Origin of the sequence: Paenibacillus rhizolycopersici (genome assembly GCF_014947195.2) — a bacterium.
In the GTDB taxonomy this organism is placed as follows: Bacteria; Bacillota; Bacilli; order Paenibacillales; family Paenibacillaceae; genus Fontibacillus; species Fontibacillus rhizolycopersici.
In genome coordinates, this window is sequence record NZ_JADCNN020000031.1 from 16,278 (window position 1) to 32,718 (window position 16,441).

13 protein-coding genes are annotated in these 16,441 nt (G+C 55.5%); 12 read left to right on the forward strand and 1 reads right to left on the reverse strand.

Features of this window, described 5'->3' with window-relative positions; translation table 11 throughout:
* The first annotated feature begins 145 nt into the window (after positions 1–145).
* The 3 genes from IM700_RS21390 (at position 146) to IM700_RS21400 (ending at position 2,531) form a co-directional block, all read left to right on the forward strand.
* On the forward strand, positions 146–583 hold the full coding sequence (locus IM700_RS21390) for a hypothetical protein (RefSeq protein WP_155605543.1): 438 nt from the start codon (positions 146–148) through the stop codon (positions 581–583).
* A gap of 129 nt (positions 584–712) precedes the next feature.
* Complete coding sequence (locus tag IM700_RS21395; protein WP_155605542.1) at positions 713–1,636, forward strand: selenium metabolism-associated LysR family transcriptional regulator; 924 nt, start codon at positions 713–715, stop codon at positions 1,634–1,636.
* A 13-nt stretch (positions 1,637–1,649) separates the two neighbouring features.
* On the forward strand, positions 1,650–2,531 hold the full coding sequence (locus IM700_RS21400; protein WP_193418634.1) for a PHP domain-containing protein: 882 nt from the start codon (positions 1,650–1,652) through the stop codon (positions 2,529–2,531).
* A gap of 162 nt (positions 2,532–2,693) precedes the next feature.
* Here the strand turns inward: IM700_RS21400 and IM700_RS21405 are convergent, their stop codons facing one another.
* Positions 2,694–4,463, reverse strand: a complete 1,770-nt coding sequence (locus tag IM700_RS21405; RefSeq protein WP_193418632.1) for an Rqc2 family fibronectin-binding protein — start codon at positions 4,461–4,463, stop codon at positions 2,694–2,696.
* Positions 4,464–4,660: 197 nt separating this feature from the next.
* On the opposite strand from IM700_RS21405, the gene IM700_RS21410 reads away from it, so the two are divergent.
* From IM700_RS21410 to priA, 9 genes are all read left to right on the forward strand, one after another.
* Positions 4,661–7,465, forward strand: a complete 2,805-nt coding sequence (locus IM700_RS21410) for a calcium-translocating P-type ATPase, SERCA-type (RefSeq protein WP_193418630.1) — start codon at positions 4,661–4,663, stop codon at positions 7,463–7,465.
* Between the two features lie 70 nt (positions 7,466–7,535).
* Positions 7,536–8,372: a diaminopimelate epimerase gene (dapF, locus tag IM700_RS21415; protein WP_193418627.1), complete on the forward strand. Its 837-nt coding sequence runs from the start codon at positions 7,536–7,538 to the stop codon at positions 8,370–8,372.
* Between the two features lie 195 nt (positions 8,373–8,567).
* A complete protein-coding gene (locus tag IM700_RS21420; protein WP_193418625.1) occupies positions 8,568–10,469 on the forward strand; it encodes a bifunctional homocysteine S-methyltransferase/methylenetetrahydrofolate reductase in 1,902 nt (633 codons plus the stop codon).
* A gap of 32 nt (positions 10,470–10,501) precedes the next feature.
* Positions 10,502–11,389, forward strand: a complete 888-nt coding sequence (locus IM700_RS21425; RefSeq protein WP_193418623.1) for a YicC/YloC family endoribonuclease — start codon at positions 10,502–10,504, stop codon at positions 11,387–11,389.
* A 53-nt stretch (positions 11,390–11,442) separates the two neighbouring features.
* Positions 11,443–11,703 (forward strand): extracellular matrix/biofilm regulator RemA, encoded by a 261-nt coding sequence (remA, locus tag IM700_RS21430; protein ID WP_018751582.1) that lies wholly within the window; start codon positions 11,443–11,445, stop codon positions 11,701–11,703.
* Positions 11,704–11,716: 13 nt separating this feature from the next.
* Positions 11,717–12,295, forward strand: coding sequence for a guanylate kinase (gene gmk / locus IM700_RS21435; protein ID WP_155605535.1), 579 nt, complete (start codon positions 11,717–11,719; stop codon positions 12,293–12,295).
* Positions 12,296–12,346: 51 nt separating this feature from the next.
* Entirely contained in the window at positions 12,347–12,571 is a 225-nt protein-coding gene (gene rpoZ, locus IM700_RS21440) for a DNA-directed RNA polymerase subunit omega (protein ID WP_155605534.1), read from the forward strand.
* A 95-nt stretch (positions 12,572–12,666) separates the two neighbouring features.
* Complete coding sequence (gene coaBC / locus IM700_RS21445) at positions 12,667–13,887, forward strand: bifunctional phosphopantothenoylcysteine decarboxylase/phosphopantothenate--cysteine ligase CoaBC (protein WP_193418621.1); 1,221 nt, start codon at positions 12,667–12,669, stop codon at positions 13,885–13,887.
* Positions 13,884–16,433, forward strand: a complete 2,550-nt coding sequence (priA, locus tag IM700_RS21450) for a primosomal protein N' (protein WP_193418619.1) — start codon at positions 13,884–13,886, stop codon at positions 16,431–16,433. The genes coaBC and priA overlap by 4 nt, the downstream gene beginning before the upstream one ends.
* Positions 16,434–16,441 lie beyond the last annotated feature (8 nt).

Here is a 16,441-nt window from a genome sequence, read left to right on the forward strand (position 1 = left end):
AATACTCCTTTTTCTTGGGAAAAGAGAGCTTTGACCTTGTAGAAAAATAGGGTTTGTTGTAATATAATAGGCGAAAGCGCTTAGTTAAAAAGACCTAATTCAATCGTCTTCTATTTTTACAGACCTATTTAATGCGAGGTGCGGCATGAGAGACCGGGCAACGGAACGCTGGAGAACCTATGAATCCTTCCATATTGCGCTAGGGGACAAGAGAGTTGCCGATATCGTAGTGACGAATCATGCCAAACTCAGATATCAGGACAGAATCGATCGGGACAATATCGGGTTTGAACAGATTGCCGGATGGGCATGGGAATGTCTGAAGCAGGGCCGGATTACGCCGTACTATCGGAAGGAAGAGGACGTCTACCTGATTGATGACGATCTTGTGATGGTCGCTGAATTTGCGGAAATTCCGGGCGAATTTGATCTCTCCGGACGCCCGATGCACCGCATGATCATTGTAACCTTCCTGGGACGGATGTCGGAAACCATCGAACTGCGCGATTTGAAATCTTATTATTCCTGGTTGCGCCATTCCCGGCGAATGACGTTGATGAAGAATAGCCGCAAGCGCCGATAGGATGGTTTACGGTGGAAAGTAGATGATGAAGAGGCTATGGAATCAAGCATGCTGGGTGACGGCATGCTTTTTTTGTTGGTCCGGGCATGCTATTGTAGGGGAAAGAACGAGAAAGGGGAGTGCCGGACGATGGCGTTGAACTACCACCAGCTCCATATTTTCTATACGGTGGCGCAACGGGGCAGCTTCTCTGCAGCCGCCCAGGCGCTGCATATGACGCAGCCTGCGGTCACGATGCAAATCCAATCGCTCGAAGATTACTTTGGCACCAAGCTGCTGGTCCGGTCCACGAAAAAGATCGAACTAACCGAAGCCGGGCATACGCTGCTTCCGTTCGCTCGCCAAAGCGTGGAATTGATCCGCGAAACGGAACAGGCGATGTCGCGGCATACCTCCATGTTGGAAGGGCGGTTACAACTCGGTTCCAGCTTGACGATCGGGGAATACGTCCTGCCCCGGTTGCTAGGGCCATTCGGCCAACGGTATCCGCATATTTCGATCGTCATGAAGGTGATCAATACGACGCAAATCATCGATGAAATCATGAATCACCAGCTTAATTTCGGATTGGTCGAAGCCCCGGTTCAGCATCCGGATATGGTATCCGAGCCCGTTATGGAAGACGAACTCAAGCTGATCGTTCCTGCCGGTCACCCGTTGTCGGGGAGAAAATCCGTCACGATGGAGGAAGCGGTTCATTACCCATTCGTACTGAGAGAGAAAGGCTCCGGCACCCGCCAGGTGATGGAGGATGAAATGCGCAGGCGAGGGGTAGATATCAGCCGAATTCACACCGTTATGGAACTCGGAAGCACTGGGGCGGTGAAATCGGCGGTGGAGGCCGGAATCGGCATCACGATCATTTCGCCTTCTTCCGTGAAGCATGAGCAGGCGTTGGGACTGCTGGAGGTGCTGGATATTGAAGGGCTGTCCTTTAAACGAATGTTTTATTCGATTCATTTGAAATCGACGCTGCTACCGGTTACCGCGGTGACATTTTTAACCTTCTTGCGGGAATATCCGCAAACGACTTCAGGGCATAGCTCACCTTAAGGAGGGGATGGACATGGAAAAGCAGACGGCAATGGAACGTTATGACCTACATACGCACACTCAAGCTTCGGACGGGATGAATCAACCGGCGGAAAATGTGAGGTTGGCCAAAGAGAAAGGGCTAACGGGCTTGGCCATCACGGACCATGATACCGTTGCCGGGATCGCGGAGGCACTGCTGGCCGGGAAAGAGCTTGGATTGGACGTCGTCCCCGGCATCGAAATCAGTACCCGGGTCGGAGAAAAAGATATTCATGTACTGGGGTACTTTGTGGATCCGGAGGATAACCGGTTTAAGAAGCGGTTAGCCCGGCTGCGCTCGGTGCGAGAGGAGCGGAATGGGCTGATCATCGCTAAGCTCCAGCAATTAGGCCTTTCGATTACACTGGAGGAGGTGAAGGCGGGGCTATCCCGACCGCTGCGTCCGGATGAAAGCCTCGGTCGACCCCATATCGCCGATACCCTCGTCCGCAAAGGGTATGTGTCCGATATGCGGGATGCCTTTGATCGGTATTTGGCTGAAGGCAAACCAGGATACGCCTCGTTGCCGCGCATCTCCCCGGAGGAGGCAATCGTCTGGATCCGTGAGGCGGGCGGTGTGCCGGTGCTGGCTCATCCAGGTCTATACAGCGATGATGATTTGGTACGGTCGATCGTAGAGCGCGGGAAGCCGGCCGGGATCGAGGTGTACCACTCCGACCACGGGCCGGAGGAGGAGCTCCGTTATGCTGCGATGGCTGAGAAGTATGGGCTCATCGTCACCGGTGGGTCCGATTACCACGGCGTGCGGCAGGGCGTCGTATTCCATGGGGATTTGGGCGGACGCACGGCTCCGCCAGGGACGGTTGAACGGCTGAGGCAGACGGCGGCAGCTGCATGGGCAGAAGGGAACTGAAAAAACGGTGTTCCGAAGGGGTTATGAATCTTGAATCCCTTTGGAGCACCGTTTATTTATGGAGCAAATGCAAAAGTGAAGCAGTTTCGGATGAGTTCAACTGCACTTTTGCATTTGGACCTTCATATGGGCGGGCGGTCCTTCCCACGCGAGCCTCGATCATCAGCCGTTTTTCACCGTATTCGGCAACGCCTTAATCATCTGCTCCTCCGGCGTGACGAATAACGTCCGCTGATGGTCGTAAATCACGAAGCCGGGTTTGGCACCGCTTGGTTTGCGGACGTGACGAATCAACGTGCAGTCGACTGGGACGCTGCTCGATTGCTTCGCCTGGCTGAAATAGGCGGCGAGCTGCGCGGCTTCATTCAGCGTTGCGTCACCATACGACTCGCTGCGGATCAGCACGTGCGAACCTGGAATGTCTTTGGTGTGCAGCCAAGTATCGTTGGGTTTGCCGAGCCGGTTCGTGACGTATTCGTTTTGCAGGTTGTTTTTGCCAACGTAAATTTCGATGCCCTCCGACGAGGTATAGACATGCAGCGTCGGACGATCGCCTTTTTTCTTCTTCTTCCCCCGTTTGGCCCGATCCCGTAAGTACCCTTGCTGGGTCAGCTCCTCGCGGATCTCGTCGATATCGCTTAACGTCGCGTCATTCAACTGCTGCAGCAAGCCTTCGAGATAGGCGACTTCCCCCTTGGCTAGTACCATTTGCTCGTCGATGACGGCGAGGCTGTTCTTGAACTTGTTGTATTTCTTAAAATAACGCTGGGCGTTCTCCGAAGGCGTCAGCAGCGGATCCAACGGAATCGTCTCCATCTTCTGCTCTTCATCGTAATAGTTGACCAGTTCAGCGGAGGTGTCGCCTTTATGGATCGCATGTAGCGAAGGAAGGAGCAACTCACCCCAGATGCGGTAACGTTCGGCGTCCTCCGCTTCGTTCAAGTCTTGCTCCAAGTTGGTCAGCTTCTTTACATTTTTGTTCCGCTCGTTTTGCAGGAAACGTAGCAGGTCGCTCGTCTTTTGCTTGACCGTATCCCGCAGTGCTTTATCCCCGTAGTAGTCCTCCATGCATTCGCTGATCGAAGGGTAGGTACGAATTTCCCCGCAGGCGCTTGTGAGCCGAATAGCGGAGAAGATGCTCTTCCCCTTTGCGTTCTCGCCGGTCATGGGGGCGTATTGTTGGCCGCGAACCTCCTCCATTAATCCGGAAAAAGCCTGCCACAACCGCTCCGCCTCCTCCGGGTTCAGCCCGATCTCCATCGCGGCAACGCCAACTTCGGCACGAGCGTAGATTTCGCCGGCCATCAGCGGACTTAGTCCGCCAAAGGCGTCGACCAGCCATCCGCTGCCAGTGCCTTTGCCTTCGGCCGTTGCCGCTCGCCAAGCAGCCATAAAGGACTCGCGATCCGCTTCAAGCGGATTGCGCTTATGCTGCTCCGGCGGCGCCGTATAGGCGAACCCGGGCATGACGACCCGGTAGCCGGAAATCGCCGGCGTTACGTGATGAATTCCGTCCAACTGGGTCCCGGTGGCCGGATCGACCAGAATGATGTTGCTGTGTCGTCCCATCAATTCGACGATGATTCGTTTGATGGATAAGTCGCCGAGCTCGTCGCGCGTACGAACGTCGATATGGATGATCCGTTCCATGCCGACCTGGGTCACGGCTTCAATGCTGCCACCTTCGCAGTACTTGCGCAGCAGCATGCAAAACATCGGCGCCTCTAGCGGATTGGGAAATGACGCTTCCGTGAAATGAACCCGCGGATACGTCGGGTTTGCCGACAGCAAGAGTCGTTTGTTGCCAGCCTGCGTGCGCAGGTGAAAGACGAGATCGCTCCCTGCAGGCTGATGTATTTTATTGATGCGACCGCCGATGCAAACTTGCAGTTCGTGTACGATCGCTCGAGTTACGATACCGTCGAGTGCCATTTTATGAGATTCTCCTATTCTTTTCTTATAAATGAAAGAGGTTGTTCAGCGATGGAGCCTTCCTCTATGATGCCATACTTCGGGCAAAAACTTAAGGGCTCCTCTGTGATAATTTGGGACTGGCCGGAATACATTTACCCTAGGTGGAAAAGCCTTCACGCCGATACTGCATAATAAACGGAAGGGGAATAAGGAGGATGGAACAAAAATTCTGGCACCAGTGGAGCAGTGAAGCGCTTCTGGAACGCTTCGGCGTCACGCGTGAACAGGGCCTGACCGATGAAGAAGCGCTGAAGAGACGCGAGGAGTCCGGCTGGAACGAACTGCAGGAGGGAGAACGTATCTCCCCGATCCTGCTGTTTCTGAACCAGTTTAAGGATTTTATGATGCTGGTGCTGATGGGCGCCACGCTGATTTCTGGTTTTCTCGGCGAATATCTGGATGCCATCACGATCATCGCCATCGTTATTCTGAACGGGGTGCTTGGATTCATCCAGGAATTCCGCGCGGAACGTTCCCTACGGGCGCTGAAAGAGCTGTCCGCGCCCCATGCTAACGTACTACGCCATGGTGTTGTCAAGAACATACCGGCTAGAGAGCTTGTTCCGGGAGATATCGTTCTGCTGGAAAGCGGGGACCGGATTCCTGCGGATATCCGTTGGTTAGCCACAAATAGCCTGGACGTGGAAGAATCCGCATTGACCGGCGAATCCCATCCGGTGGGTAAACATGCGGGAGTGCTTAGCGAAAGCGATGTTCCGCTGGGTGACCAGAAGAATATCGGCTTCATGGGCACGATGATCACGCGCGGTACGGGTCGAGGAGTCGTCATTCGCACGGGTATGGACACCGAGATGGGGAAAATCGCTGATTTGATCCAAAATACCGAGGTCCAAGAAACCCCGCTGCAGCGGCGTCTGGAACAGCTCGGCAAAATTCTGATTTACATGGCGCTTGGCTTGACCGTTGTTGTGGTGCTGCTGGGGATTCTGCAAGGACAGCCGGCAAACAGCATGTTCTTTGCCGGGGTCAGTCTGGCCGTTGCGGCTATTCCGGAAGGTTTGCCGGCCATCGTGACGATCGCATTGGCGTTGGGCGTGCAGCGTATGATCAAGCGCAAGGCGATCGTCCGCAAGCTGCCGTCGGTGGAGACTCTGGGCTGCGCCTCGGTCATCTGTTCGGATAAGACCGGCACGCTGACCCAGAACAAAATGACCGTTACCCGGGTGTGGTTGGAAGGACGGTCGCTGGAAGTGACGGGCGAAGGGTACGAGCCTGTAGGGAACATTCTGGATCAAGGCATGCCCGTCGATTTGCGCAAGGACCAAAGCCTGCGCCGGCTGCTGCAAATTAGCGCCTTGTGCAGCAACGCGGTCATCTATGAGGACGACCCGGAGAAGCGTGGCCGCCGCAAGACGAAGGAAGAGGCTGCCCAAGTCGGCCCGCTCTGGAAGCTAAAGGGCGACCCCACTGAGGGAGCATTGGTCACGCTAGCTTCCAAAATGGGCTTGTCGCCCGTAACCTTAAGCGGGATGTATGCCCGCGATCAGGAGTTTCCTTTCGATTCTAAGCGCAAGCGGATGTCCGTGATCGTCTCCCATCAAGGTGGCAAAATGGCGCTGGTCAAAGGCGCGCCGGACATGCTGCTGGAGCGATGTTCCTATATTTTGTGGGAAGGCAAAGTCGTCCCCTTCACAGGCACGTTCCGGCAGAAAGTGCAAGCGGCCAATGAACAAATGGCTCGCAGCGCGCTGCGCGTGCTTGGGATGGCTTACCGCGACTTAAAACCAGCGGAAGGGTCGGATCACGAGGATCATGTGGAATCGCAGCTGATCTTCGTCGGCTTGACCGGGATGATCGATCCGCCGCGCCGCGAAGCACGGGATGCCATCACGGTCTGCCGCCGGGCAGGCATCAAGACGGTGATGATCACCGGCGACCACGGATTAACGGCGGAGGCGATCGCAGCGGATCTCGGCATTTTGCCGCGAGGTGGTACCTCGATGTCGGGCCAACAGCTGGAGATGCTTAGTGACGAAGAACTGGAGAAGCAAGTCGAGAACATTTACGTGTACTCCCGGGTATCCCCGGAGCATAAGCTGCGGATCGTTAAGGCGCTGCAGCGGAATGGGCATGTCGTGGCGATGACGGGCGACGGCGTGAACGACGCGCCGGCGATCAAGGCGGCCGATATCGGCATCGCCATGGGCATAACGGGCACCGACGTGTCGAAGGAAGCGTCCTCGCTGATCCTAAGCGACGATAACTTCACATCCATCGTGGCTGCGATTGAAGAAGGCCGCAGTATTTACGAGAACATCCGTAAATTCATTCGTTATTTGCTGGCTTCCAATGTCGGTGAGATTTTAACGATGTTCTTCGCCATGCTGGCCGGCTTGCCGCTGCCGCTCTTGCCGATCCAGATTTTGTGGGTCAACCTCGTGACCGACGGTTTGCCAGCGATGGCGTTGGGTGTCGACCAGCCAGAGAAGGATCTGATGGAGCACAAACCGCGCGGTGCAAACGAGAATATCTTTGCACGGCGTTTGGGCTGGAAGATCATCAGCCGCGGGGTGCTCATCGGCCTTTGCACGCTAGGTGCCTTCTGGCTGACACTTCGGGTCGCGCCAAGCGATCCGGCGCAGTTGATCAAAGCGCAATCGGTCGCTTTCGCCACCCTGGTCATGGCGCAACTGATCCATGTGTTCGATTGCCGCAGCTCGCGTTCGATCTTCCACCGCAACATTTTGCAAAATAAATATCTGGTAGCCGCCGTTCTGTCGTCGATCGCGCTGTTGCTAGGAGTCATGTACATCGAACCGCTGCAACCGATCTTCAAAACGGTACCGCTTGGCATGCGGGAGTGGGCGATCACATTGGTAGCCGCAGGCATTCCGACCTTCCTGATGGGTGCGGGCAGCGTTTGGTCCAGCAAACGAAACCGGCGTAGCAGCGGGCCTCGCCCGTTCGTCACCGCGAAAAGTACAAATATTCGTGCATAAAATCAATACCTTTTGCCCCGGGCAAAAGATAGACTAACCCTATCATTTAACGATGCAGGAGTGGGTTAGCGTGGAATTTACGAAAATGCACGGACTAGGCAATGATTTCTTAGTGTTTTACGGTGAACAACAACTGCCGGACAACGTATCTGAGCTGGCGATTCAATGGTGTGACCGATATTTTGGGGTTGGCGGGGACGGATTGGTGTTCATACTCCCGTCGGAGAAAGCGGATTTTCGAATGCGCATCATCAATTCGGACGGCACGGAAGCCGAGCAATGCGGGAACGCGATCCGCTGCGTGTCCAAATACCTATACGACCATCGTTTAGTGGATAAGACGGACGTAACGATCGAAACGTTAGGTGCAGGCGTTCAGCAGGTGACCTTGCAGGTTGAAGACGGAGCCGTTAAGGCGGTCCGGGTAGATATGGGTCAGCCGATCTTGGACGGCCTGGCCGTGCCGACGACGTTGGATCAACAACCGGTGCTAAGTCAGCCGATCGAGACGAGCGGCCGGGAATTTACTTTTACGGCGGTTTCTATGGGCAATCCGCACTGCGTCATTTACGTCGACGATGCGCCAAACTTTGATTTGGCAACATGGGGCCCGAAGCTGGAGGTGCACCCGTTCTTCCCGCGTAAGATCAACGTCGAATTCGCCACCGTGACGAACCGTCAGCGGGTCGAGATGCGCGTTTGGGAGCGCGGTGCGGGCCCAACGCTGGCTTGCGGCACAGGCGCATGCGCCACGTTGGTTTCCTCGGTGTTGAACGGATTAACGGATCGAGCCGCCTGGATCGGACTTAAGGGCGGCGACCTGTTCATCGAATGGAGTGAACGCGACAATCACGTATACATGACGGGTCCGGCGGAAGAGGTATATAAAGGTAGCATCGAAATATAACGTTCCGTTAATTCTTGTTGCAAGTAAGCCGGGCTCTCCTTAGCGGGGGTCCGGCTTTTTTGTGACGAACCTTGCAGGAGATGTGGAAGGATACCTTATCATTCTGAGCGATTTATGCTAAATTAATATGATAATAGTTTGCGCCGGGTTGATCATGAGGCGAATCAGACATCACGGCAGTCAGGGGGCAGAAGCATGAAACCGGATTTGCGTACGACATGGAAACGCGAAATTCTCGTTGGCGACGGAGCCATGGGTACTTACTTGTATCAGCTGGGTTTTCCGGTCGGCATTTCATATGAAGAATTTAATTTGCTGCGCCCGGACGTGATTGGCGACATTCATCGCCGCTATCTCGATGCCGGTGCTCGGCTGTTGGAAACCAATACGTTTTCGGCGAATTACTATAAATTGTCTAAATTCGGGCTGGAGGCCAAGGTAGAAGACATCAATCGGGCCGCGGTACGGATCGCCAAACAGGCGGCGGGAGACCGCGCATACGTTGCGGGTGCGGTCGGTTCCATCCGCGGGGGCAAGCGGGCGAACGTCACTGCCCAAGAGCTCGGGAGTTACTTCGAGCAGCATATTGCCGCCTTGCTGACCGAAGGGGTGGATGCGCTGCTGTTCGAGACGTTTTACGACCTGGAAGAAATGCGGATTGCCTTGGGGAGAGCCCGCAAGCTGACGGACATTCCGGTCATTTGCCAGTTCGCTGTCGATCAAATCGGACGTACGCTGGATGGATTTACGATTCCGGAGGCCTTCGGGGCGCTGGTGCAGGAAGGGGCCGACGTGCTTGGCTTTAATTGCCACTCCGGGCCAAAAGGCATTATGGCTGTAATGGCCGGGGTGGGCGGTCCTCTCGAAGTACCGATGTCCGTCTTCCCGAATGCAGGTTTGGCAGACTACGTCGATGGAGAGTATGTATATGGAGCGACGCCGGAATATTTTGGGGAATGTGCCCGCTCCTTCGCGGATTTGGGCGCGAGATTGATCGGCGGCTGCTGCGGGACGACGCCGGAGCATATTGCCGCCATGGCGACCGCGCTTGAGGGATATGCCGTTGCGCCGCTGGCGAACGAGACGAAGCTGCCCGAGCCGCGTTCGTCCGTTGCCGTAACGCTGAAAGAGCGGCCGACTACTGCAACTGCCGGCATCGATGGCGAGGATCGTGATCTTTCGAGCTTGACCGAGCTCGTGAAGCAGCGTCATACCGTCATTGTGGAGCTGGACCCTCCGCGTGACCTGGACATCGGCAAATTCATGGAAGGTGCAGCGGCTTTGAAAGAAGCAGGCGTCGACGCGCTCACGCTAGCGGATAACTCGCTTGCCGTAACGCGGATGAGCAACATGGCGCTGGGGCATCTGGTCCAGTCTCAGCTTGGCTTGAGACCGCTGGTGCATATCGCTTGCCGCGACCGTAATCTCATCGGTACGCAGTCGCACATGATGGGCTTCGATGCGCTTGGGATCGACCACGTCCTGGCCGTGACAGGCGATCCTGCCCGTTTCGGCGATTTGCCGGGAGCCAGCTCGGTGTATGACTTGACGTCGTTCGAGATCATTCGGATGATCAAGCAGTTGAACGACGGGATCTCCTTCTCAGGGAAACCTTTGAAGCAAAAAGCCAAATTCGTCGTTGGCGCAGCGTTTAACCCCAATGTGAAGCATCTGCACAAAGCGGTGGAACGGCTGGAGAAGAAAATCGCCTCCGGTGCCGATTACATCATGACCCAGCCGGTCTACGATCGCGAGCTGATCGTGGCGATCAAGCAGGCGACGGCGCACCTGGACGTGCCGATATTCATCGGCATTATGCCGCTGGCTAGCGGAAAGAACGCCGAATATCTGCACAACGAAGTCCCGGGAATCCAGCTGTCGGATGACGTCCGCAAACGGATGGAAGGACTTCAAGGCGAAGAGGGGCGGGCGATGGGGGTCGAAATCGCCAAAGAATTGCTCGATACGGCGATGGAGCATTTTAACGGAATTTATCTCATGACCCCGTTTATGTTCTACGAAATGAATGTCGCCTTGATGAATTATGTTCGCGAGAAGTCCAAACCGAGCTCGGCCCACTTGTCTCGGTTCACATAATCAATTACAATAGGGTAACGGATGTGATGCCTGTGTCGCACAGTATGACAGGGTACGGTGGGGCCGTCAGATCGTATGGCGGTTACGTCGTCCAATTTGAAATCAAGTCCGTCAACCACCGGTACGCCGAGGTCGTCCTGCGGATGCCGCGGGAATGGACGTGCTATGAAGACGGACTTAGGCGTCTGGTTCAGCGCCATATCAAACGGGGACGTATTGATGTGTACATCAGTAAAGAACGTGATGAATCCGGCACCCTTCCTTATGTGTTGAACCGGCCGGCCGTCGAAGCGTATCTAAAGGCTGCTGATGAGCTCGCCCGACACTATAGCGTTGATGCGAAGCTTAGCGCCAGGGATCTCTTGTCCCTGCCGGACGCTTTGACGGCACCTGCGGAAGTAACACCGGCCGGCAGTGCCGAGTCTGACTGGGAACAGATATTGACCGAAGGCTTGGAGGAAGCGCTGATTGGGCTTCTGGGCATGCGGGAGCGGGAAGGGAAGCATCTGGCCGCGGATTTGGGTCAACGCCTGCAGCGGTTGGAGGCGATTCACGGTGAGTTAGTCCGGTTGGCTCCGGAAGTCGTGAGTGAATACCGGAGCCGTCTGAAAGGGCGGCTTGCCGAATTGCTGGATGGGAATTATGATGAACAGCGATTTGCGATGGAAGTGGCCGTGTTTGCAGACCGGTCCAACATTGACGAAGAGCTGATTCGTCTGAAGAGCCACTTCGAGCAGTGCCGCAGCCTGCTTCAGGCATATGAACCGGTAGGCCGCAAGCTGGATTTTCTTATACAGGAAATGAACCGGGAAACCAATACGATCGGATCTAAAGCCAATCATTTGGCTCTAGTCAACCTGGTCGTCGAGATGAAGGCGGAATTGGAGAAGATCCGCGAACAGGCGGCGAATCTCGAATAAGCCATCCCATCGGCACCAGGTGAGTCAAGCAAATTAGGGGGAACTACCTGAACATGGCAATCAAACTTATTAACATCGGCTTCGGAAATATCGTATCGGCCAACCGGATTATTTCGATCGTCAGCCCTGAGTCCGCGCCGATCAAGCGGATCATTCAGGAGGCGAGGGATCGCCATATGTTGATCGACGCTACATATGGGCGACGGACGCGTGCCGTGATCATCACGGACAGCGATCATGTGATATTGTCGGCGGTGCAGCCGGAAACCGTCGCTCACCGTTTGTCCACCAAAGATGAAGACAACGACGAATAAAATGGAGAGAGATATGTCTAAAGGGTTACTTATCGTATTGTCCGGGCCGTCTGGCGTTGGCAAAGGCACGGTATGCACCGAGCTGCGCAAACGGATGCCGGAGCTGGTTTATTCCGTATCAGCCACCACACGGCAACCCCGGTTGGGGGAAGAAAACGGCATTAACTATTTTTTCAAAAGCCGGGAGCAGTTTTTGGGAATGATCGAAAATGACCAGCTCTTGGAGTATGCGGAATACGTCGGCAATTATTACGGAACTCCCCGCGATTTCGTGGAAGAGACGCTGGCTGGCGGGAAGGATATCATTTTGGAAATCGAGGTTCAAGGGGCGCTCAAGGTTAAGGAGAAATTCCCCGAAGGCGTGTTCGTGTTCCTGCTTCCTCCTTCACTTGATGAGCTGAAAGGCCGTATTCAAGGCCGGGGCACGGAGAATCAGGCCACGATCGATCACCGCATGAGTGTGGCGGCCCACGAGATCGGATTGATGGAGAATTATGATTACGCCGTCGTGAATGACGAGATCGATTTGGCCTGCCAAAGAATACAATCCATTATCATCGCCGAACATTGCAAAATTAGAAAGTCGTGCTAAAGTCCAACGTTCATAGAGTGATGAGTCCAAATAAGAAGAGGTGTTTTGAACATGCTGTATCCATCGATTGACAAAATGCTCGGAATAGTCGGAAGCAAGTACTCTTTAGTTGTCGCCGCCTCCCGGCGTGCCAGACAGCTGCGCGAAGGGGAGAAAAGCGAATTGAAGCAGCCAAGATCGCATAAACAAGTGGGCATCGCCCTTGAAGAGATCTATGGCGACTATATCAAGCTGAAACCCCAAATCGGAGAGATCGTCGAGAATACCAAAGACTAGATAACTTATAGACATATACGAAAGGCCTCCGGGCTTCTTTTTACGACAACCGCGAGGTTGTTATTTTTTTCGTTTGGGGAAAGCGAGGGGTAGCGATGTTAACCGGCAAAAAGATTCTATTAGGCGTGACCGGCGGCATTGCCGCGTTTAAAGCGGCGTCCTTATGCAGCAAGCTGGTGAAGGAAGGCGCGGAGGTCCGCGTGATCATGACCGATTCTGCGACCCAATTCATCACAGAGCTGACGATGCAGGCGTTATCGAAAAATTTCGTATACACCGACACCTTTGACGAGAAGCATGCCGAATCGATCGCACACATTCATTTAGCCGATTGGGCGGATCTGGTATTGGTAGCGCCGGCAACGGCGAATATCATCGGAAAAATGGCGGCAGGGATCGCTGACGATATGCTGTCGACCACGCTGCTGGCGACCCAGGCTCCGATCATGCTTGCGCCGGCGATGAATGTGCACATGTATGAGCATCCGGCGGTCACCCGCAATTTAGCGGAGCTGGCGGCGCGAGGCGTCTTGATGATCGAACCCGGGGAAGGTCTGCTGGCGTGCGGATATACCGGGAAAGGGCGAATGGAGGAGCCGGAGTCGATCGTCCAGGTTGTTAACGACTATTATGCCCGGGAAGCCCGTATTTCGCAAAAGCCTTTGAGCGGCAAGAAGGTTGTTATCACCGCAGGCGGTACGGTGGAACGGATCGACCCGGTCCGCTATATCACCAACGATTCCTCGGGAAAAATGGGGTTCGCCATCGCCAAAGCGGCACAGCGCCTCGGTGCGGAGGTCGTGCTGATTGCGGGGCATACCCAGGTGGAGCCGCCGACCGGCATCCCGGTCACCCGTGTACTCTCGGCTCAAGACATGTACGAGGCGGTACGGGCGGAATGGGCGGATACGGATATTCTGGTCAAGGCGGCGGCCGTAGCGGATTATCGGCCGAAGGAAACCGCTGTCCAAAAAATCAAAAAAAGCGATGATTCTCTCGTGCTGGAGCTGGTGAAAAACATCGATATCCTAGAAACACTGGGTAAGCAGAAAACGACGCAGTTCCTGATCGGATTTGCAGCTGAAACGGAGAACGTGGAGCAGCACGCCATGGATAAGCTGAAACGCAAAAACTGCGATCTCCTGGTCGCGAACGACGTTACCGCGCAGGGAGCGGGGTTCGGTTCCGAAACCAACATCGTGAACATCTACGATTTGTCCGGCTTGGTTCTGTCTGTGCCGCAAATGGCCAAGGACGAAGTGGCGCTTCGAATTCTGGAGCTGGCCAGCGAGCGTTTGGCGGGAACGAACCGATGACCTACCGTATGGCCAAAGTAATTGTCGATGTGCCGAGCCGGGAAACCGACCGGCCTTTTGACTATTTAATCCCTGAATCGATGGCCGGCTGGATCGAGGTGGGCAGCCGGGTTGGCGTTCCGTTCGGGCGTCGTACGGTTCAGGGGTTTGTTGTTTCCCTGCACGAACAGCCGGAGATGGACCGGGCACGGATGAAACCGATTCAGGAATTGCTCGACATGACGCCGCCGATGCCGCCGGATCTCGTTGAATTGGCGGAGTGGATGAGCCGTAAGTACGCTTGCAGCCTGATTGCGGCGTTGCAGGCGATGATTCCGGCGGCTTTAAAGGGCAAGGCCGAGCGGTATATCCGCGTGGCGGACGCCGATGTCACGGTCGAAGAGGGATCGTCGGATAGCATAGACAGCCTATTTGCGTTGCCGCGTCTCGTTACGCCGGAAGAAGAGGAGATTCTGGGCTTTGTCCGGGCCTCCGACTCGGTAACGATGACCCAGTTGGGCGCAAGATACCCGGACGCAGCCAGCTTGATCAAAGATATGCTGGCCCGGGGGGTGCTGACGGAAAGCCAAGCGATTAAGGACAAGGTGCGCAAGAAGACGGTCAAAACCGTGTCTGCCTCAGTTAGCGGCCAAGCAGCACAGGAAGCGCTAGCTTCGTTTGGTCCGCAGGCGCGCCGTCAAAAGGAAGTACTGGAGTTTCTGCTGGAGCTGGGTTTGCCGATGTCGCTGCAGGAAGTATTGTCGATACTACAGGTAACGGCCGGAACGGTCAAAAAGCTGGCGGAAAAGGGCTTTGCTGTCATTGAGGACGTTGAGGTGTTTCGCGATCCGTACCAAGGTCGGCGCTTTCAACATAGCGAACCGCTGACGCGAACGCCGGAGCAAGAGCGGGTCTACCACCGTCTGGCGGAATCGCTGGACGCGGAGCGGCATGAAGTATTCCTGCTGCATGGCGTCACGGGCAGCGGTAAAACCGAGGTGTATTTGCAGACGATCGAACGCTGCATCGCGTCGGGCCGGCAGGCGATTGTTCTGGTGCCGGAAATTTCGCTAACCCCGCAGATGGTCGAACGGTTTAAGGGGCGTTTCGGCGCGAAGGTAGCGGTGATGCACAGCCGCTTGTCCACCGGCGAACGTTACGACGAATGGCGTAAAATTCGCGAGGGTCGCGTGGAGGTGGCCATCGGCGCACGCTCGGCGATCTTTGCTCCGTTTAACCGTCTGGGGTTGATCGTGATGGACGAAGAGCATGAGACCTCCTATAAGCAAGAGGAGACGCCGAAATATCATGCCCGGGACGTGGCGGTGATGCGAGCTCGCCAGCATGGGGCAGCCGTGATTCTGGGTTCGGCCACGCCTTCGCTGGAAAGCTATCATGCGGCGCGTTCGGGAGGCGGCGATTACGGCGAGTTTGCGCCTGTATTGCTGGAAATGAAGCAGCGTCCTTCCGGCAGTCAGTTGCCGGGCGTTCAAATCGTCGACATGCGGGAGGAACTGAAGGAAGGGAATCGCTCGATGTTTAGCCGCGCGCTGCATCAGGGGATTGCAACCCGGCTGGAGCGCGGCGAACAAACCGTGCTGTTGCTTAACAGACGCGGATATTCGACGTTCGTGATGTGTCGGACCTGCGGTTATGTAGCCGGGTGCCCGGATTGCGACATTTCGCTGACTTATCATCAGAAGTCGAACAATCTGCGTTGCCATTACTGCGGTTACGCGGAAGTCGCGCCGTCCGTTTGCCCGGAATGCGGCAGCGAGCATATCCGGTACTTCGGAACCGGGACCCAGCGGGTCGAAGGGGAATTGGCCAAGCTGTTCCCCGGCATCCGCGTCATTCGCATGGACGTAGACACCACCAGCGAAAAAGGGGCTCACGAGAAGCTGCTGCAAGCGTTCCGCGAAAAGAAAGGCGATGTGCTGTTAGGAACGCAGATGGTGGCGAAGGGGCTGGATTTCCCCGAAGTAACCCTGGTTGGCGTCATCGCCGCGGATACGGCGCTGAACTTTCCGGATTTCCGTTCGGCGGAGAAAACGTTCCAGCTCCTGACGCAGGTCGCCGGCCGAGCAGGGCGGCATCAGCTCCCTGGGGAAGTATTCATTCAATCTTATATGCCGGAGCATTATTCCATCGTTCACGCCAGCGGTCATGACTATTTGTCGTTCGTCCGCGAAGAGTTAAAAACGCGCAAGACGCTCCATTATCCGCCTTACAGCCGGTTAATCCTGGTTACGTTGTCGCATGAGAAGCTGCCGCTGCTGCTGCGGATGGCGGAGAATTTTGCCGTTGACCTGCGAGCTAAAGCTCAGCGCCAAGGGTGGTTTGGTAGCCTGGATCGGTTTGCGCCAGCCGCACTGGACATTCTAGGCCCGGTGGCCTCGCCGATTCCGCGGATCAAGAACCGCTACCGGTTCCAATGCATGGTGAAATACCGCGGCGAGCTCGACGCGGTGGGCCTGGTCCGGGAGACAGCGGCGACGACGCTGGACCAATTGCGCGATGCGATGCTTCAGATCAGCATCGACGTTGATCCGCAAATGCTGATGTAATGGATTGC